Below are 20145 nucleotides of genomic sequence, written 5' to 3' on the forward strand. Positions count from 1 at the left end.
TACTACTTCATCCAACCATGAAAAAACGTTTCCTCTGGTCGATTTTCCTTCTGTTTTTCTTTTTCCAAGCCAAGGCTACACACATTGTCGGCGGTCAGCTTTTTATCACGCAAAATCCTAACCAATACTATAACTACAATATAGGACTCACCATGTACTTCGATGCGCTGAATGGAAACCCAGGCGCCGAAGACCAGGCTGTGGTTATTTACGTCTTCCGAAAACGCGACAATGCACCTATCGGCTGGCTTGAAGCCCCAAAAATAGAACGAAAATCGGTCTCCTACGCAAATCCACTTTGCGGAATATCCACACTGCAGACTTACATGATCACTTATAGTACTGCTCTGCGCCTGGAACCCGGCCAATTCAACGATCCCGACGGGTACTATATGGTGTGGGACAGGTGTTGTCGCAATGGGACGATCACCAACATCCGCAACCCTGGCGACGCGGGAAGCTTGTTTTACCTGGAATTCCCGCCATTGATGAAGAACAATGCAAATTTCAAAAACTCCTCCCCCGTTTTCCCCGCTATCAAAGGTGACTATGCCTGCGTCAATTCCCCGTTCTTCTTCGATTTTGGAGGAAAAGATGCAGATGGCGATAGTCTTTCGTACAAGCTTATCACGCCTATGCAGGGTTACTCCGATAAAGCCAACCCGAGCATTCCGGCGCGTGGCTCCTCCGCTTATCCCCGCCTGAACTGGATTAACGGAATCTCAGAAGCAAATATGATCCCTGGCCCCGAACCACTGAAAGTGAACCCTGCAACCGGAATGCTTTCTGTGACGCCAGGCAGCGTGGGTTTATATGTGTTTGCAGTACAGGTGGATGAATTCAGGAATGGGGTAAAAATCGGTTCTCTGACGCGCGACTTTCAGCTCAAAGTAGTCGATTGCCCCAAAATGGATCCACCCAAGCTGCTGTTTAAACCCAAAGGAAAAACCGCGTGGTACAGCGAGAATGAGATCATCACGGTTAAAAAAGACGATCCGAACTGCTTCGAGGTGATCGTAACTGATCCTACTGTCAACCAGCTGATCAAGGTAAATGGCCGCGCCGTCAACAACTCGAAAGACTATTTCACAATCCTCCCGGCGGAATTCCGCACGAGTATCGCAAACGATACGCTGAAATTTGAAGTGTGCCTGGACGAATGCTTTGTGACTTACGATAATCGGCCCATCAAAATTGAGCTGATTGCGGAGGACGAAAGTTGTCCGGTTCCGCTGATGGACACGCTCAGTATCTTCATCCGACGTGAGAGCTCTGGCAATAATGCGCCGGTTGTGAGCACTTCGCTGGGCAGCGATTTCGTGCATGTTACCGCAGGCGTGCCGGTGAATTTTACTGTCTTTGGTAAAGATCCCGACAAGGACAAGCTGGCATTGTCCGGCCGTGGACGGGATTTCAATATGAAGGATTTGGGCATGAATTTCGCGGCTGCCTCGGGGACTGAGAGCGTGCAGCAGAACTTCACCTGGACGCCGCCTTGCAACGCAAAAAAAGGCGATACGCTGGCAGTCGATTTCAAGCTGGAAGATATGCGCTGTGAAGGAAACCCGATGCCGGTCTCAAAACCTGTATACTTCATTGTCGACGAGTCACCCAACAACCCGCCCACAGTAGCCACGTCGCTTCCCGTGCAGGAGATTACCTACACGATCGGCACAACGGAGGGAATTGCATTCGATGTGTTCGGGAATGATCCCGACACCAATGCGATCAGTCTGGTAGCAGCAGGACGTGGTTTTGATATCAAAGAACTGGGAATGCTGTTCGACGGAAAAACGGGCGTGAAAAGCCTTATCTCTCCCTATTCCTGGAATCCCGAATGCGGTTTGCTTAATGGCGAGGCCGAGCAGACTTTTATGGTTGATTTCATTACAATGGACAAGAGCTGCGCGTCCGCAAGCGACACTACCACGGTCAGGATCACCGTCAGAGATACCGAAGAAGAGCCCTTTCCGGACTTCCCGAATGTGATCACTCCTAACGGAGATTCAAAGAATGACTGCTTCGTATTCCAGGATCTGCCGCGAGACAAATGCGACGATCAGTTCAAGGATGTAACGGTTTACAATCGCTGGGGCAAGCAGGTATATTACTCCAAGATCCGTCCAAACGACTGGTGCCCGGACAACATTTCAGCGGGTTACTATTACTACCTCATCCAATACACCCGCCGCTCCTACAAAGGCGGACTGACCATATTGAAGTGAGAACTTCCTATACTGAACATTGGTATCATTATTATAATAAGCTTACTACATGCAGTAATAACCCGCTGTGTCGCCAATATGGAAAGTAGAATATGTATTGTATGCAAGATGAATATCATCTGTATATAAAAAATTAAAAGCTGAATGCTTTCAATAAGTATTATATGCTTTATATGTAACAAATGCTCTACCGTATAAAATGTATATTATGTATCAACCATTAGGAAAGTACAGCAGGATAAACCACTGAGAGTGAGAACAACTCCATTCTCCTTCTTCCATCCTCCCTTTCCTCCATAAAAAAAAAACCTTACACCTAAAAAAGAAAGTAAATGAAAATAGCATTGATCGGAGCAACTGGATTTGTTGGCTCTCATGTTCTACAGGAACTGATAAGCAGAGGTCATGATGTGATTGCGATTGCGCGTAACACAGACAAAATACCGACAGATGGCGGCAACGTTACAGCCGTTTCGGCAGACGTACTTAAACCCCAGGAAGTAGCAAGTGCGGTAAACGGAGCAGATGCGGTAGTTAGTACTTATAATCCGGGCTGGACTAACCCGAATATATATGCAGAATTCCTGGCGGGTGCACAGTCGATTCAGGCTGGCGTGAGGCAAGCTGGCGTGAAGAGGCTGCTAGTTGTGGGAGGCGCAGGAAGCTTGTATGTAAAGCCGGGAGTTCAGCTCATTGATACGCCCCATTTTCCGGAAGAGTACAAGCCTGGGGCAAGCGCGGCGCGTGAGTACCTCGACATACTTAAAGAAGAAAGCGAACTCGACTGGACCTTTCTGAGTCCGGCCATTGAAATGCACCCGGGTACTTCGGGAACAAGAAAGGGAAACTACCGCAAAGACTTGGACAGTCCTGTGTACGACGAAAATCATAGAAGCATTATTTCAGTGGAGGATCTGGCGCTGGCCATCGTCGACGAGGTTGAGCAGGGTAACCACATCAAACAGCGTTTTACCGTAGCTTACTAATACAAAGGTTTGTATTAAACGAAAGCTTGGATAGTACTTAAAGGCCCACAAGGCTGATACTATCCAAGCTTTATTTCTGTACTAAAAGCGATATACATTTAAAACTTTTATAAAGTATAATACATACATAAATGTAAAAACTATATTAATGTATTTAAAGTATTATTTGGATGAAATATAAGATACTTTCGCTACTCAATAACAATACTAAATGAACGCTGCTTTTCAAGCGTTTAGTTAAAATCTTCGCGCAAAACGGCCATGATTTTCCCAGAAATTGAGGTTCTTTGTAACTTCTGACACCAATTATCTTGACTTAATGATACTTCGATACGCCGGATTTACACTCCTGCTTATTTGCCTGACTGCCGGTCAGGGTTTCTCCCAGCGCTTTCTGATGGATCTGGTTGACACCACTAACCAGATGGGAAAGGGTATGCTCTCCATTTATGAACGTTACAATCGCGTCCGGATCAGCGGCTACATCCAACCGCAGTTTCAATACATCTCTAAAAAAGGAGCCGAAACTTATGGAGGCGGCAATTTCAGTGCTGCTTCCAACAACCGGTTTATGCTCCGGCGCGGAAGGTTGCGCGTAGATTATGCGCATTTGAATGAACACAATGATCCAACATCTTATTTCGTATTTCAGTTTGACGGCACTGAACGGGGTGTCGCGATAAGAGATTTTTGGGGAAGGTTTTACGAAAACAAATTCCGGCTATTCGCATTGACAACCGGTATGTTCGCGCGGCCTTTTGGGTATGAGATCAATCTTTCCTCTGCCAACCGTGAAAGTCCCGAGCGCGGCAGGATGTCACAGATACTGATGCGGACCGAACGGGATATCGGTGCGATGCTCACAGTTACCAGCAGGCAGTCTGATTTATGGTGGAAAAAATTAAAGCTTGATGCCGGCGTATTCAATGGACAGGGCATGTCGGGACCTATGGATTACGACAGTCACAAAGACGTGATCGCCAGGTTCAGTCTTAAACCGACCAAAGTACGTGCGCTAGGCGGCAGCACGCTTTCTGCGGGCGTATCCAGTTATATAGGCGGGATCACGCATCAGTCAAAATTACATTACAAGACGCAGCACAGGGGAGGCGAATACGTCATGGCGGCCGACTCCGCGGAAAGCAATCTCGGAAAAATTGCTCCACGGAACTATGCCGGGGCAGATATTCAGATCAGCTTACCAAACCGGAAAGGTGAAACGGAGTTCAGGGCCGAATACATCAAAGGCAAGCAGACTGCAACATTTTCCACCAGCGAAACACCGGGTGTTTACCCTGTCACGAACGGGGTTAAAAATCCATTGTACGTGCGTAATTTCGACGGCGGCTACTTCTATTTTCTCCAAAGCCTGGGCAGCCTTGAACACATGCTGGTGTTTAAATACGACTGGTACGATCCCAACAAGCTGGTTTCAGGTACCCAGATCTCGGATGCCAGGGGATTCAGCAAGGCCGACTTGCGGTACGATACCTTTGGAATGGGCTATATATATGTAGCGAATGAATCCCTGAAGTTCACATTCTACTATGATTTTGTCCGGAATGAAAAGTCAGCACTGGCAGGCTACACCGGCGATGTGCCGGACGATCTTTTTACCTGCCGTGTGCAATACAACTTTTAGCTTCCAAACCGCTCTGACAACACTTTTCGCCGGTAAGTGAATATTCCATTGACTTCATTTCGTATAAATACGGCGTTCACCACATCTCCCAGGATACCCAGAGGCACTTTGTAGTTGAGTATATCCTCCATCAAAACCCCGCCGTCGACTTCGGTAAAACGGTGCTGGTGGTGCCAGAATGCGTAAGGACCCGAGCGTTGCTCATCAATGAAATACTTCTTTGGTACGACGTGCGTGATCTCAGTCGTCCATTTCAATGGTACCCCGAGTACAGGTTTCACAATATACCGGATGATCTGTCCTTCGTACATTTTCTCACCGTGGTGCTTGGAGATCACGACAAAGCCCATGTGAGCGGGAGTAATTTCTTTCAGATTAGCGGGATTAGAAAAAAAGTCCCATGCTGCGTCAAGCGTGATGGGCAACTTTTGCTGAAGATATAGCTCTTGCATCGTTTGTTGTTTAGGGAAATACCAAAATATCCGCGCCAGTCGGGAGAGGTTCTGTGGCACGATTTTAGCCCATTCAAGATAGGACTAAATTCTGAGGAACAATGAACAGAAAACTGATAGCAACAACATCCACGTCGATTTACGCAAGTCCGTCAGATGTCTGGAAAGCATTGATAGATCCCGAAATCGTAAAGAAATATATGAATGGCGCCGAGATAGATTCGGAGTGGCACGTCGGTAGCCCGATCCTGTTCACCGGACAGTTTGAAGGCAGGACTTATGTAGACAAAGGCACGATCCTGGAAATAATTCCTGAACGTGTTCTAAGCTACTCCTTTTGGAGTCCGCTGGCGGGCGTGGAGGATTATGAAGACAATTACGCACACGTCACTTACCACATTTCGGCGTACGATGATGAGACCACGCTGACCATCACACAAGATAACCTCGACACCGAGGATGCAGTGGTGACGGCAGAAGGTCACTGGATGAGAGTTTCCAAGGAGATTAAACGCATCCTGGAAAACGAGCACAAGCACGTCTTGTGACATTTGACAACCTTCCCGGAATTCGAACCCCGGGAAGGTTGTTTCTTATAACTTCATACTTAATGCAATCCGCTTTCGTGAAAGATCGACCTCTGTTACTTTCACCTGGACAACCTGCTGCAATTTGACAATCTCATTAGGATCTTTGATAAAGCGATCCGCCATTTGAGAGACGTGTACCAGTCCGTCCTGCTTGACGCCCACATCCACGAAGGCACCAAACGCAGTGATGTTTGTAACAATCCCCGGCAGTACCATTCCCACTTTCAGGTCCTCCGGTTTTCTAACCGATTTATCGAACTCAAACTTTCTTATCTGGTCACGCGGGTCGCGCGCGGGCTTTTCCAGTTCTGCAAGGATGTCTTTCAAGGTAGGCAGTCCCACAGTGTCAGAAACATACTTTTCCGGTCGGATCTGCTTCCGGATCTCAGGTTTACCGATCAGATCTTTAATGGAAGACCCCGCGTCTTTCGCCATTTGTTCTACCAAACCATACCTCTCAGGATGTACAGCGCTGTTATCGAGCGGGTTAACTCCATTTTCAATGCGTAAAAATCCGGCTGCCTGCTCAAAAGCCTTGGCACCCAGGCGGGGAACTTTCAATAATTGCTGACGCGATTTGAAGTTTCCGTTTTTAGCCCGAAAATCCACGATATTCTGCGCCAAAGCAGGTCCAAGGCCAGAAATATACCTCAATAAATGCTTGCTGGCCGTGTTGAGATTTACGCCTACGGAATTCACGCAACTTTCTACGACTGTATCCAAAGCATTTCGCAATGAATTCTGGTCTACATCGTGCTGATACTGCCCCACTCCGATCGATTTAGGATCAATTTTGACCAGCTCAGCCAGCGGGTCCATTAACCTTCTGCCAATGGAAACCGAGCCGCGCACCGTCACATCCTTATCGGGAAACTCCTCCCGCGCCACTTCCGAAGCAGAATAAATGGAAGCGCCTTGCTCACTCACCAGGAACAAACCAATCTCTTTATACTCAGTTGACGAATCTAAAATCTTCTTTACAAAATCTTCGGTTTCCCGGCCCGCCGTTCCATTGCCAACTGCAATTGCTTCTATTTTATACTTTCGGATCAACTCTGCTACCTTGGTTTGCGCGTCGGTCGGACGGTCGAATGGATAGATCACCTGATCAGTAAGCAAACTTCCCTGGTGATCAAGTACTACCACTTTGCAGCCTGTTCGATAGCCGGGATCTATTGCAAGTACGTTTTTTTGTCCGAGCGGAGCGGCGAGCAAAAGCTGCCTGAGGTTTTCGGTAAACACCTGAATGGCGGCGATATCTGCCTTTTCTTTGGACAAATTACTGAACTCTGTCTCAATGGAAGGTTTGAGCAGCCTTTTGTAACTGTCTGAAATAGCGGCTTCGATCTGGTCTTTGCAAAGCGAAGAACCCCTCAGGAAAAGTCGATCCAGCGTTTCCAGCGCCTGATCTTCGTCGGGCGAGATATCTACATTCAATATTCCTTCCTCCTCACCCCTGCGAATTGCCAGCAGCCTGTGTGACGGAATTCTGGACAGCGGCTCGCTAAAATCAAAATAATCGCGGTATTTGGCGCCTTCTTCCTCTTTTTTCTTTTTCACCTTCGAGGTAATAACCGCACCGCGCTGAAAAACCTGCCGGATCCTGGCCCTGGCATCCTGATTTTCGTTGATCCATTCAGCCATAATGTCCCTGGCGCCTTGCAATGCATCGGCGACAGTTGCTACCTGGTCATTCATATATGCACCCGCTTTTCCTTCCGGATCATTCTCCTTACCGGTAAAAATTGCTTGCGCCAGCGGTTCCAGTCCCTTTTCGATCGCAGCAATAGCACGCGTTTTTCGCTTTTGTTTATAGGGTAAGTAAATGTCTTCCAGCTCGGTAAGCGTAAAAACACCTTCAATTTTCCTTCGAAGTTCCGGTGTCATCTTCCCCTGTTCTTCGATGCTTTTCAAAATGGCTTCCCGCCGTTTTTCAACATCCAGCTGTTTCTGCCACAAGTCACGTATCGTCCCGATTTGTACTTCGTCCAGTCCGCCGGTAGCCTCTTTCCGATACCTGGCAATAAAAGGCAAAGTAGCGCCTTCTTCAAAGAGCTGAATGGTACTTTTAACCTGTTTTTCGGCAATGCTGGCCTGCTGGGCAATGAGTGTATAATTCATTTGGTAAAAAGACTTTGGTAACGACAAATAAAACGGGTTTTTGTAGCTTTAAAAACAAATACGCGCTAAACCAATCATTTCAATGCATATTCGTGCGACAGTTACATGGCTTCTTCAAAGTCTCTTTCTGCTTTTGTTCATCGCGAGCTCAGCTACGTTGGCACAGAAGCAAAAACCCTTCAAGACGATTGCCTTTTTCACCGGAAAAAATGACCAGGCACATATCAGTTTCGCGAGGGAAGCACATCAATTCTTTCCGGAGGCTGGCAGAAAAATGGGATTCACTCATGATTCAACAAGTAATTGGGATAATATGAATGAAGCTTTTCTGGCCAATTATGACGTAGTAATATTTCTGGATACGCGGCCGGAAAAGCCGGAACAGCGTGCGGCATTTGAAAAATATGTGAGGAATGGCGGCGGCTGGCTGGGGTTTCACTTTTCAGCATTTGCATTAACTCCCTCTGCTTACCCGCAAAACTGGGATTGGTACCACAACGAGTTTCTGGGATCGGGCCAGTATAAAAGCAATACGTGGAGGCCAACAGCAGCATTCTTGAAAGTCGAGAATACTAAAAATCCGCTCACCACAACACTGCCTGCTGTATTTAAATCGGCTCCGAATGAATGGTACAGGTGGGAAAATGAGCTGAAAAACAATCCTGATATCGAGATACTGCTCTCAATCGACCCGAGCAGCTTTCCGCTGGGAACGGGGCCGAAGCAGCACGAGATCTGGCACAGCGGGTATTATCCCGTAGCGTGGACAAACAAGAAGTACAAGATGGTTTACATGAATATGGGCCACAATGACATTGATTACGAAAACAAGACAAATAAAGATCTGTCTCTCACATTTGAGAACAAAACCCAAAGTAAATTCGTAATCAATGCATTGATGTGGCTTGGGACTAGGAAGAAATAGTGATACTAGCCTTACGGATTCTGCGATTCGGTCTCCCCAACATCTTCTTCGTCAATGTCTTGCGCAGGAATATCATCGTCCATTCTCGAACCTGTGCTAACTTCCGGGGCGTCGGCGCCGGGTGCATCAGGTGAGGGATTCAATGGACCTGGCTGCCCCGGCTCCGGGCGATCTGGCCAGGGCGGTTGTTTGTCTGGCAGTTCACTTGTAATATCCGGGGACGCATATTTTGTTAGAAAATCCATGGTCATTTTGTTTGATGATTGTGAGGAACAAGCAAAAAACCATGCCCATTAATCAGCTCTTTCGCTGCAGGAGCGCCATATAAAACCCGTCAAAGCCGTCGCGGGCAGGCGATGTTCTGCGTTCGGATATAAATTCCCATTCTTTTCCCTGCTCTTTGATAAACCTTTTCACCTGGTTTTCAGACTCAGAAGGCAGCAAACTGCAGGTAGCGTACACCATTTTTCCGCCTTTCTTAACCATCCGGCTATAAGTGCTCAGAATGTTCCATTGCACTTTTATGATGTTTTCCAGAAAATCAGGCTTCAACTTCCATTTAGAATCAGGGTTCCTTTTTAACACACCCAAACCTGAACACGGTACATCCAGCAAAAGCCGGTCAGTGGTTTCAGAAAGCTTTAATATATCCTCATCTGACTGGATCAGCATCGTTTGCAGGATACTTACGCCATTCCTGTCCGCACGTCTTTTCAGTTCGGTAAGTTTGGGCTGAAAAATGTCCATCGACAAAATGGACCCCTGGTTCTGCATCAATGCGGCCAGGTGCAAACTCTTCCCGCCAGCGCCAGCGCATGCATCTATGACCGACAAACCGGGTTTGATATCGAGATAAGGGGCGATCAGCTGCGAACCCGCGTCCTGAACTTCAACCCATCCATTCTTGAAAGCCTCGCTGCCCATAATGTTCTGGCGTTTGTTGACCAGAACAGCGTCGGGCGCTTCTGCTACACGCGTTGTATTCTCAGCCCCAAATAACGCCATTACGGCATCGGCAGTGGTTTTCAAGGTGTTTGCACGTAAAAACAAAGGTGCCGGCTGGTTCAATGCAGTCAGCTCGGATTCCCATTGTTTGCCCAGCTCTTTCATGCCGCGTTCATCGATCCAATCTGGGATAGACTGCGCTGTCTTCCTGATCTTCAATGCTTCGGTATATCTTTCAAGGATTTGTGAGGACGTGAAATACTGAAACTCCGGCCAGTCAGGAAGTTCAGCAATGTTTTCCGAATGCAAATGCACCGGCTTGATCATCAGCCAGACACCGGCAATTTTCCAGAACTCGGGAGTTTCCGTCACTTTTTCAATGTCAGCTGCATACTTAATCAACCGCCACCAGCGGACAATTTCATAGATATGCTCAGCTATAAAGGACCTGTCGCGCGCGCCCCACTTTTTATTCGATTTCAAAAGCTGTTCTACAACCTGATCAGCCTGCCTGTTTCTGAGAAAGATCTGCTGCAAGCCCTCGACAACAGCTGTAACCAGTCCACGGTGTATTTTCAATGTAAATTTCTTTAGGTAACAAAAAAATTGCGCTGCCTCCGAACTCTTGGAAGCAGCGCAATTTCGTTAAATACATTTTACGCACAGTAATCAATGCACCAATTCTTTGGTCAGGCGCCTTCAACCATTCTCAAAACCGGCGCTCAATATAGCTTTTGAGGCAGATCAACTATGAAAGAAGTGCCTTTTCCAAGCTCCGATTTGATATTCAACTCGCCTTCGAGGGAAGATACCAGGTGTTTTACGAGCGCCAATCCAAATCCATAACCCTGCTCGCCGTTGGTACCATCGGTGGAAGAAGCTTCGCCCGACAAAATAGCTTCGATATTATCCTCACTCATTCCCACGCCTTCGTCACTTACGATTACCTGTAAAGTAGGTCGGTCCAAATGTAGCAGCAAACTCAGGTCGACAGTTACTTTCCCGCCCGCCGGAGTGAATTTAATGGCATTGGAAATCAGGTTTCCTGTGATTTGCAGCAGCTTATTCTTTGAAAATGAAATGTTGGCTGTTGAATGAGAGATGTTTACGGCAAAATTGATCTGCTTATGTCGGGCCTGCGGACTGTATAGCTTTTCAAGCTTGTCTTTAAATACAGTAAGGTCAAACCTGCTGCTATCGACCACGCTATTCGCAGCTGGTACACGTTTCTCCCGATGCGTTTCCAGTATTTCGGAAGCCAAGTCCAGTATTGAATTCCCGCTTCTGTGGATCAGGTTGATAAATTCCAGCACCTCGTCCATTTGATTGCTTTCGCCCTGGTCACGGATGATCTGCGCCAGCCCGACAATCCCGCCGAGCGGCCCGCGGATATCGTGCGCAACCTTTTTCTGGGCTTGTTTCGCTTCGGTGAGCTTTGCTCTTAAACTTTCCATCAGCCGGGCAGTTCTCAATCTGCTTACGATTTCGTCAGCAATGATCTTTAAAAGCTCTATCTTCTCAGGATCCAGTGTTACCTGCTGCTGATCCATCACGCACAATGCGCCAATATTAATGCCGGCCCGCGTTTTGAGTGGCACACCGTAATAATAGCGAATGTTGGGGTCGCCAGTCACGTAGGCCCTGTCTTTGAAACGCTCGTCAACCGAAAGGTCAGGCACTTCAAAGAACTCGTCTTCCATAATGGTAAACTGGCATACCGACTCTTCCCGGAGCAATTGCTCAATATCTAACCCGTGATTAGATATCGTCCATTGCGTAAGTGAATCTATCAGGTTAACCAGCGAGATCGTGGTACCTGTTACTTTCGCCGCCAGCTTGGCAAGATCTTTGAATGTATTTTGTTGGTCACTGTAATCTATGTCCAGATCCGAGAGGCCCAGCAATCGTTCCATTTCATTTTCAGGAATGGGTGCGGGATGAGAAGTCACGATAAGAATATATTGATATTGGAGAATGTAATTGTGTTATATCAACAAATTTAGAAGTAATTCTATATAGCGCAATATATGCTTTCAACTTTCTGAAAGTACTATCTGGTGACTTAATGTACCATCTTAGAAAAATGATGTATTGTGTGATTGCGAAAGAGTTGTATATTCGATCACGATTTCAATCAGAATTGGTACTAATCAATGAAGGATGGATAACATGAAAATCACCTAACACCGTTAAATAGTAAGTTGAACGACGTTAGAATCAAAACCACTGATAGATTTTTTCCGTTTTAGTGATTTTAGGCTCTTTTTACTTGTTTACATAAATTTAATGCGCAACATACCAGAGAACTCACTTTTGAATATTTTAAAGACAATGCTTGCGATTTCAGCTATGATCATAATTGCTTTTTAAATGTCCAGGATCATTTTTACAATATTTCTTGTCTGTATTTCCCTGCTGTCAAATGCACAGATAAGCAGTGCTGATAAGATCCTCGGAGAATGGATCAGTGAAGAGAAAGACAACCGCATTGAGATCTACAAAGATGGACAGACGTACTCCGGCAAGCTTATCTGGGCGGTAGATCTTTTTGATACAGATGGGAAAACGGTTAAAAAAGATGTACAGAACAGGGATACCAGTCTGCGCAATCGTGACCTGCAAAATATAGATCTGCTGCAGGACTTCGTGTATACGGATGGTATGTGGGACGATGGTAAGATGTACGATCCTCAAAGCGGCAAAACTTACAACTGCATTCTACGCCTGAAAAAGGATTTGCTCGAAATCCGCAGCTACATCGGATTTCCATTGCTTGGCCGCTCCACCTACTGGAAGCGCAGCCCGAAAGAAGCACTATAACTCCCCTACTTTCCCGAAGTATAGTCCATTTTTCATTCAACAATGAATAGAAAGCACATTTATGCTGTTCTGACATAAACAGAACTATATAATGGGCAACATAAAACTGGGTATACTGGATCAATCGGTTGTGAGGGCCGGCTCCACGGTGCAGCAGGCGATTCAGGAAACCATTGACACGGCAAAAGTAGCCGAAGAACTGGGTTACAGTCGATTCTGGGTATCAGAACACCATAATTCCACTTTCATCGCCGGATCAACGCCTGAGGTTTTGATGGTAAAGCTGGCCGACGCAACCAGGCATATCCGGATCGGTTCAGGTGGAATCATGCTTCCCAACCACAGCGCATTGAAGGTAGCGGAGAACTTCCGTATGCTCGAAACACTCTTTCCCGGACGGATCGACCTCGGAATGGGGCGCGCACCCGGTACAGACCGGCTTACTTCTTCCATCCTGAATCCTTCCAACGATTTCAGCGAAAGCAGCTACCTCCGGCAATTGGAGCATTTACAGCATTTTTTCAGAGATACGGCCGGAACGGAGCGCGGGTTTATATACGCAACACCGCAGTCGGAAACAATACCGATGCAATGGATCCTGAGTTCAAGCGGAGGCAGCAGCAATATCGCTGCGAGGTTTGGCCTCGGGCTCGCTGTCGCGAAGTTTATCAATGGATTTGTAAGGCCGGATGTAGTGGAAACTTACAGGCGCAATTTCCGTCCGTCGGATCAATATCCCGAGCCGCACGCTTTGCTGTCCGTTTTCGTGCTTTGCGGAGAAACGGAGGAGAAAGCGGCTGAAATGCGCAAGATGATGGATTATGTGCTGGTAGAATTTGAAAAGGGTAAGTTCGGCCCGTTTCCTGATCCCGAAGTTGTGAAGAATTATCGCTTTACTGCCGGCGAAATGGAGCGCATCAGATACAACAGCGGCCGGCTTATCTCAGGTACCAAAGAAGATGTGAAAGAGCAGCTGACAAAGCTTGCAAACGAGTTTGAGGTAGACGAAATCATCATTTCAACAATGGCAGACAGCGCCGAAAACAGGTTGCGGTCATTCGAGCTGATTTCGGAGGCATTTAATTTGAGAGAAGCGGTAGTTTGATCATCTTTGCGTCTGATCTCTTCTGACCTACGCAAATGAACCGCTTTGACCGCATTACTGCCATTTTGATCCAACTTCAATCCCGCAAGATCGTCAAAGCGCAGGATCTGGCAGAACGCTTTGAGATCAGTCTGCGAACAGTTTACCGGGATATCAACTCGCTTGCGGAAGCAGGCGTACCCATTATAGGAGAGGCGGGTGTTGGCTATTCCATTATGGACGGCTATCGCCTGCCTCCTGTTATGTTCACCAAAGAAGAGGCGCGGACCTTCATCACTGCCGAAAAACTGATGGAGAAGTTCACCGATTTCTCTACCCAGTCGCAGTACCAGTCGGCGATGTTTAAGGTGAAAGCTGTGCTTCGGAGCAGTGAGAAGTCGATGGTGGAGAACCTGGAAAATCACATCGAGGTTCGCAAAAATCACCACGCCTTTCACAAAGCCGACAGCAACACTCTCGACGTGCTCCTGAAAAGCATTTCGGAAAAGAAGATCGCGAAGATCAACTACAATGCGATCAACAGTGACGATCCGCTGGAAAGGGTTGTGGAGCCGGTGGGTGTCTATCATGAAAACAGCTACTGGTACACGATCGCCTACTGCCACCTCCGGAGCGATTACCGCAATTTCCGCTCCGATCGCATTCTCAACTGCGAACTGACAGACCGCCCATTCGAACACAAACACGCACCCTTGAAGGAGTTCCTGGAAGATACCTACAATCACGCGGACCTGAGGCTGGTGCGGATCAGACTGAATAGAAGAACAGCAAGGTATATCCGCGAACAACGCGAGTATTATGGGTTCGTGTCAGAAACGATCAAGGATGATCAGGTGGAAATGACTTTCCTCACTCCTACTCTCGAAGGATTCGCCAGATGGTACCTGATGTTAGCCCCAAATGCAGAAATCTTGGAGCCGGTTTCGCTAAAAAACATGATCAGGGTCCTGGCAACGCAGATTTTAGAAAAACTGAATTAACCAAAAAAGCTGCTGACATACTGTTGTCATTTGTCCGGGTTTATTTTGTATTGAACCAAAACAACAGCGAAAATGTCACAACTCACTGCAACTCCCGCGATCGAATCCAGCCTGGCTTATCTGATGCAGAACTACGCGGATTATAACCACTGGGCTAATTGTACATTGATCAACTGGCTGAAAAGAAAACCCAGGGAACTCGTTGATAAAGAAGTACTATCAAGTTTCTCAACCATCAGGGAAACACTTATTCATATCGTGGAAACACAGCGATACTGGCTATCCGTGATCAATCCTGACGGAGATTACAGCGACCAAGAATTTGATGGAGACCTGGACGAAACTTTTTCCTTCGTTATGGCGCAATCTCAGGAGCTTGCGGAGTATGTAGAAACCCTATCAGCCGGCGGTTTGGTAGAAGAAACCCTGGTAGTCAGCCCGTGGTTTGAATGCAACTTTCCGAAATTCGAATACATACTGCATTGCATGAACCACAGCACTTACCACCGGGGACAAATTGTGACAATGGGAAGAAATCTCGGTTTCACAGATGCACCTATGACAGACTACAACTTTTACAATGTTGTGGCGAAGTAATGGATTCTGACTGGTTGATTCGTAGCCCCACATCCGTTAAATTGTGGGCATGGAACATATTAGCATTCTCGGAATTTCAGGAAGCCTTAGTACCGATTCAACAAACACCATTATCCTAAATACCTGCAAAACGTTGCTGCCTGAAAACGTGACACTCACCGTCTTTCACGGTCTGGACCAAATCCCGCATTTTAGTCCGGGGCTGAAAGACAATGAGGCCGTTACGTGGTTTAAGTCAGCTGTCGCGCAAGCTGATGCTGTCATTTTCTCCACTCCTGAATATGCATTCGGTGTGCCGGGAACATTGAAGAATGCATTAGACTGGACGGTGGCGACGGGTGAATTCAATGCCAAACCCGTTGCTGCGATCAGTGCCTCTCCATTAAATACGGGCGGTGAAAAAGCGCTCTCTTCCCTCCTGCTTACCCTCACGGCGCTTGGCACTTTGCGCAACGAGCACTCTGCCGCCGCCATACCCAATATCAAGAGTAAAATAGAACAGGGCTACGTCACTGAGCTTCAAACCTTGCAGATCCTTCGTGCTCAGATTGACAACCTGTTAAACTTGCTGAACCTGCCTGCGGTAAATTGAAGCGGAAATATCCAATTTATTATTCCGCAAACAAAAGACTACCAACTCAGTATACTTATACCGTTATTTTAATACATTTGGGTTTGATCCACATTAAACGTATTAGAATATGAAATTCGAAACCTTGCAGCTCCATGCCGGCCAGGAAGCAGATCCAGTAACCAACTCGCGTGCGGTACCTCTTTACCAAACCACATCCTACGTATTCAACAATGCAGAACATGCGGCAAACCTGTTTGCATTGAAGGAGTTTGGCAACATCTACACCCGGATCATGAATCCGACGAACGATGTTTTTGAGAAAAGAATTGCTGCATTGGAAGGCGGTGTGGCTGCATTGGCTACTGCATCGGGGCATTCAGCGCAGTTTCTCGCGATTAATAACATTACAACCGTTGGCGACAATTTCGTTACGACCTCGTTCCTGTACGGCGGTTCCTATAACCAGTTCAAGAATTCCTTCAAAAACATCGGTGTCGAAGCTAGGTTTGCCGACGGTGACGACGTGAGCAGCTTCGAAAAGCTTATCGACGACAAAACCAAGTTCATCTACCTCGAAACGATCGGTAACCCAAGTTACAGCGTTCCCGATTTCGAGGCATTCGCAGCATTGGCCAAAAAGTATGATCTTCCATTGATCGTTGATAATACTTTCGGTGCCGCAGGCGCCATTTTTCAGCCTATCAGGCATGGTGCGCACGTAGTAGTACAGTCTGCCACCAAATGGATCGGCGGACACGGGACTTCCATCGGCGGTGTGATCGTTGACGCAGGTACCTACAACTGGGGCAATGGAAAGTATCCGCAATTCACAGAACCGTCGCCCAGCTACCACGGATTGGTGCTGAACGATGTATTTGGAATCGGCGGTCCATTCGGTAACATTCAGTTCATCATCCGCGCCCGCGTAGAAGGATTGCGCGACTGGGGCCCGTCGCTTTCTCCATTCAACTCATTCCTGTTCTTGCAAGGTTTAGAAACGTTGTCACTCCGGGTAGAGCGCATTGGTGAAAATGCATTGAAGCTCGCGCAGTGGCTGGAACAGCATCCGGCTGTCGATAGCGTCAACTACATAGGATTGGAAAGCAGCAAGTACAATACGCTTGCGAAAAAGTACCTGACAAGAGGTTTTGGCGGTGTGCTGTCGTTCTCTCTGAAGGGAGAAAAGAGCCAGGCAGAAAAGTTTGTAGATAATCTCAAACTGATCAGCAACGTGGCTAACGTAGGTGATGCAAAAACGCTCATCATTCACCCGGCATCGACCACGCATTCACAGCTTTCACCCGAAGAGCAGATCTCAGCAGGTGTACACCCCACCCAGCTTCGTATCTCAGTTGGTATCGAACATATCGACGACATTATCGCGGACATAGAACAGGCAATCGGAGCCTTATAAGCACTAACCAAAAATGCCGTCAGGCATGCAACATCGGTAGATACGTAATAAGGCGGGCGTATAATGCAATACCCATGCAAATGCCGTCAGGCATGTAACAATCGTAGGCAATAACAAAATGTTACATCCCTACGGGATTTAATATCTGGGCAAAACCGGGAGAGTTTTTACCGAGATTTTGCGCGTTGATCTAGAAAAGCCAGGCTACCTCACAGGCGCCTGGCTTTTTCCATATTGGTTGAAAATTGATCTCAATTGCCGACAGCCGACAGCCAACAGCCGAAAACTCCCCACCTACTTCTCAATCCCCTCCAGCGCAAACATAAATGCGTACTGCAATGCGATTTCTTTGAGATAATCGAAGCGGCCTGATGCGCCTCCGTGACCTGCTTCCATGTTGGTTTTCAGCATCAGTACATTGTTATTCGTCTTATGCGTCCGCAGGCGCGCTACCCATTTGGCTGGTTCGAAATACTGGACCTGGCTGTCATGCAGCCCGGTCATCACGAGCATGTTGGGATAAGCTCTCTTCTTGACATTGTCATAAGGCGAGTAGGATTTCATGTAATTGTACGACTCCTTGTTCTTAGGATTTCCCCATTCATCAAACTCGTTCGTAGTCAACGGTATACTCTCATCCAGCATGGTCGTAACCACATCTACAAACGGCACAACAGCGATGATACCATTCCAGAGATCCGGCCGCATATTGGTAACAGCTCCCATCAATAATCCCCCTGCGCTGCCGCCCATTGCGTACAGGTGTGCGGTTGAGGTATAGTTTTGGGCGATCAGGTGATCCGCACAGTCGATGAAATCATTGAATGTATTCTTCTTCTTGAACATCTTCCCGTCTTCATACCACTTACGCCCCATTTCCTGGCCGCCGCGGATGTGTGCAATCGCAAAAACAAAGCCTCTGTCGAGCAGACTGAGCCTTGTACTGCTGAAACTTGCATCCGTACTGTACCCGTAAGAACCGTACGCATACAGTAATAACGGAGTTTGCGGACTTCTGCCCGTTTTCTTTTTGTAAACAAGTGATATAGGAATGCGCACGCCGTCGCGGGAGCTTGCATAAAGTCTTTCTGTCACATATTCCTCCGGATTATACCCTCCCACAACTTCCTGGCGCTTCTTCAACTCCTTTTTCCTCGACTCCATATCATAATCATAAACAGAGCCTGGCGTCGTGAGCGAAGTGTAAGTGTAGCGCAGGTTTTTAGTATCATACTCTGGATTTCCGGAAGGATGCGCGGTATAAGCTGCCTCGCCGAAATCAACGTAATGTTCAGAATTGCTTCTTAGATCACGTACGCGGATCTGCAGCAAACCATTCTTCCGCTCGCTGAACACCAGAAAATGCCTGAAAACCTCGATGCTTTCCAGCAGCACATCGTTTCTGTGAGAGATCACTTCCTTCCAGTTTTCGATACCCGTGTTTGACACCGGCGTTTCCATTAGCCGGAAATTCAGCGCATCCTTGTTGGTGACAATGAGGAATTTGTCTTCATGGTGATCAATCTCGTACAGCACATCCTTTATTCGCGGCTGAAAAACCTGGAATTCACCCTCGGGCTGGTCCGCATCGAGAATGCGGTATTCCGACGACATCGTAGCCGAAGAACCGATCACAATATATTTTTCAGACTTGGTTTTGCCGACACCTATGTAGTTACTCTTATCTTTTTCTGCATAAACCACGACATCGCTTTTCGCGTCAGTGCCCAGCGTGTGGCGCTTGATTTTTTCACTAAGAAGCGTTTTGGAGTTCTTTGAGGTATAGAAAAGCGTTTTATTGTCATTCCCCCATTCATATCCCGGATCCGTACGCGGAATAGCGTCGGCAAAATTCTTTCCTGTTTCCAGATTTTTAACAAACATGGTGTACTCCCGGCGCGACACGGTGTCTACGCCATAAGCAAGCATTTTGTTATCAGGACTTACACTGAAACCATCCGCAGAATAGTAGGTATGTCCCTCGGCGAGCTGGTCTACATCCAGAAGGATTTCCTCTGTTGCTTCGAGCGAACCCTTCTTCCGGCAATACTTAAAATATTGTTTCCCCTCTTCACTCCTGGTGTAGTACCAGTACCCATTTGTGAAAACGGGAACGGACTCGTCCTTCTCTTTGATCCTCCCTTTCATCTCCGCGAAAAGATCTTCCTGGAATTTCTTTGTTCCCGCCATCAGCGTATCCGCGTAAGCATTCTCTGCTTCCAGGTACTCCACTACCTTCTTGCTGTCCGGACCGTTGTTGAAATAATCAGCCATCCAGTAGTATTCATCATTTCGCTTGTCGCCATGCATTCCGGTTTCATGGTCTTTCTTCTCTGCTACGGGCGCCTTTGCGTCCGGCCATTGATATGCTTTTCGGTCCAATTTCTTGTTTTGATTACATGAAAAAACGATAACAGCTAACAGGAGTAAAATAATTCTCATTACGGGGTGTAATATTAAATGGTTGGTATTTTCTAAATGCACTATACTTTTCAAATGATATATTCCTTTCATACTAATTATACAATCATCTATTTCGATAAGTATTCACCTTATAATTAGCTAAGTACTTGCAGATCTGATCAATTAAGCTAGCCTTTTTATTAGTTTAATAAAACCAAATTTATTTCACATTCTATACTTTTAATACATTAAGTAAGGTTCAAAAATACATATAGTTTTCACCTTTTAAAAAGATGATCTGCGTAGCAGCTTCTTAATCAGCAAGCTACAAAAATACCTCTGTTATCCCTTTCGGTCGTTCGACTT

The 20145-nt window shown here is 46.9% G+C and carries 17 protein-coding genes; 11 read left to right on the top strand and 6 right to left on the bottom strand.

Annotated elements, in window-relative coordinates; all coding sequences use genetic code 11:
• Positions 1 to 17: 17 nt before the first annotated feature.
• From Q369_RS0111320 to Q369_RS0111330, 3 genes are all read left to right on the top strand, one after another.
• On the top strand, positions 18 to 2225 hold the full coding sequence (locus Q369_RS0111320) for a T9SS type B sorting domain-containing protein (RefSeq protein ID WP_031527918.1): 2208 nt from the start codon (positions 18 to 20) through the stop codon (positions 2223 to 2225).
• 332 nt (positions 2226 to 2557) lie between these two features.
• Positions 2558 to 3211 (top strand): NAD(P)-dependent oxidoreductase, encoded by a 654-nt coding sequence (locus tag Q369_RS0111325; protein WP_031527919.1) that lies wholly within the window; start codon positions 2558 to 2560, stop codon positions 3209 to 3211.
• 319 nt (positions 3212 to 3530) lie between these two features.
• Positions 3531 to 4853, top strand: a complete 1323-nt coding sequence (locus tag Q369_RS0111330; RefSeq protein WP_229206810.1) for a putative porin — start codon at positions 3531 to 3533, stop codon at positions 4851 to 4853.
• On the opposite strand, the gene Q369_RS0111335 is transcribed toward Q369_RS0111330, so the two are convergent.
• Positions 4850 to 5305: an SRPBCC family protein gene (locus tag Q369_RS0111335; protein ID WP_031527921.1), complete on the bottom strand. Its 456-nt coding sequence runs from the start codon at positions 5303 to 5305 to the stop codon at positions 4850 to 4852. The two genes, Q369_RS0111330 and Q369_RS0111335, sit on opposite strands and share 4 nt — an antisense overlap.
• Before the next feature lie 101 nt (positions 5306 to 5406).
• Here Q369_RS0111335 and Q369_RS0111340 point away from each other — a divergent pair, with 101 nt between their 5' ends.
• Entirely contained in the window at positions 5407 to 5853 is a 447-nt protein-coding gene (locus Q369_RS0111340; protein WP_031527922.1) for an SRPBCC domain-containing protein, read from the top strand.
• A 45-nt stretch (positions 5854 to 5898) separates the two neighbouring features.
• On the opposite strand, the gene Q369_RS0111345 is transcribed toward Q369_RS0111340, so the two are convergent.
• Positions 5899 to 8016, bottom strand: coding sequence for a Tex family protein (locus Q369_RS0111345; protein ID WP_031527923.1), 2118 nt, complete (start codon positions 8014 to 8016; stop codon positions 5899 to 5901).
• 82 nt (positions 8017 to 8098) lie between these two features.
• Here Q369_RS0111345 and Q369_RS0111350 point away from each other — a divergent pair, with 82 nt between their 5' ends.
• A complete protein-coding gene (locus tag Q369_RS0111350) occupies positions 8099 to 8941 on the top strand; it encodes a ThuA domain-containing protein (RefSeq protein ID WP_031527924.1) in 843 nt (280 codons plus the stop codon).
• Positions 8942 to 8952: 11 nt separating this feature from the next.
• Here the strand turns inward: Q369_RS0111350 and Q369_RS0111355 are convergent, their stop codons facing one another.
• The 3 genes from Q369_RS0111355 to Q369_RS0111365 form a co-directional block, all read right to left on the bottom strand.
• Entirely contained in the window at positions 8953 to 9186 is a 234-nt protein-coding gene (locus Q369_RS0111355; protein WP_157488155.1) for a hypothetical protein, read from the bottom strand.
• A gap of 52 nt (positions 9187 to 9238) precedes the next feature.
• Positions 9239 to 10465: an RsmB/NOP family class I SAM-dependent RNA methyltransferase gene (locus Q369_RS0111360; RefSeq protein ID WP_031527926.1), complete on the bottom strand. Its 1227-nt coding sequence runs from the start codon at positions 10463 to 10465 to the stop codon at positions 9239 to 9241.
• A 143-nt stretch (positions 10466 to 10608) separates the two neighbouring features.
• The gene (locus Q369_RS0111365) at positions 10609 to 11835 is read right to left on the bottom strand and encodes a GAF domain-containing sensor histidine kinase (RefSeq protein WP_031527927.1); all 1227 of its coding nucleotides are present in this window, start codon (positions 11833 to 11835) and stop codon (positions 10609 to 10611) included.
• A gap of 421 nt (positions 11836 to 12256) precedes the next feature.
• On the opposite strand from Q369_RS0111365, the gene Q369_RS0111370 reads away from it, so the two are divergent.
• The 6 genes from Q369_RS0111370 (at position 12257) to Q369_RS0111395 (ending at position 17376) form a co-directional block, all read left to right on the top strand.
• Positions 12257 to 12706: a DUF2147 domain-containing protein gene (locus Q369_RS0111370; protein WP_031527928.1), complete on the top strand. Its 450-nt coding sequence runs from the start codon at positions 12257 to 12259 to the stop codon at positions 12704 to 12706.
• Positions 12707 to 12797: 91 nt separating this feature from the next.
• Positions 12798 to 13811, top strand: coding sequence for an LLM class flavin-dependent oxidoreductase (locus Q369_RS0111375; RefSeq protein WP_031527929.1), 1014 nt, complete (start codon positions 12798 to 12800; stop codon positions 13809 to 13811).
• Between the two features lie 35 nt (positions 13812 to 13846).
• Entirely contained in the window at positions 13847 to 14791 is a 945-nt protein-coding gene (locus Q369_RS0111380) for a helix-turn-helix transcriptional regulator (RefSeq protein WP_031527930.1), read from the top strand.
• 72 nt (positions 14792 to 14863) lie between these two features.
• Positions 14864 to 15388 (top strand): DinB family protein, encoded by a 525-nt coding sequence (locus Q369_RS0111385; RefSeq protein WP_031527931.1) that lies wholly within the window; start codon positions 14864 to 14866, stop codon positions 15386 to 15388.
• Positions 15389 to 15437: 49 nt separating this feature from the next.
• Complete coding sequence (locus tag Q369_RS0111390; protein ID WP_035333331.1) at positions 15438 to 15980, top strand: NADPH-dependent FMN reductase; 543 nt, start codon at positions 15438 to 15440, stop codon at positions 15978 to 15980.
• A 109-nt stretch (positions 15981 to 16089) separates the two neighbouring features.
• On the top strand, positions 16090 to 17376 hold the full coding sequence (locus Q369_RS0111395; protein ID WP_031527933.1) for an O-acetylhomoserine aminocarboxypropyltransferase/cysteine synthase family protein: 1287 nt from the start codon (positions 16090 to 16092) through the stop codon (positions 17374 to 17376).
• Positions 17377 to 17670: 294 nt separating this feature from the next.
• Here the strand turns inward: Q369_RS0111395 and Q369_RS0111400 are convergent, their stop codons facing one another.
• The gene (locus Q369_RS0111400; RefSeq protein ID WP_031527934.1) at positions 17671 to 19818 is read right to left on the bottom strand and encodes a S9 family peptidase; all 2148 of its coding nucleotides are present in this window, start codon (positions 19816 to 19818) and stop codon (positions 17671 to 17673) included.
• Between the last annotated feature and the right edge of the window lie 327 nt (positions 19819 to 20145).

The sequence above is a fragment of the Dyadobacter crusticola DSM 16708 genome (assembly GCF_000701505.1).
Lineage (GTDB): Bacteria > Bacteroidota > Bacteroidia > Cytophagales > Spirosomataceae > Dyadobacter > Dyadobacter crusticola.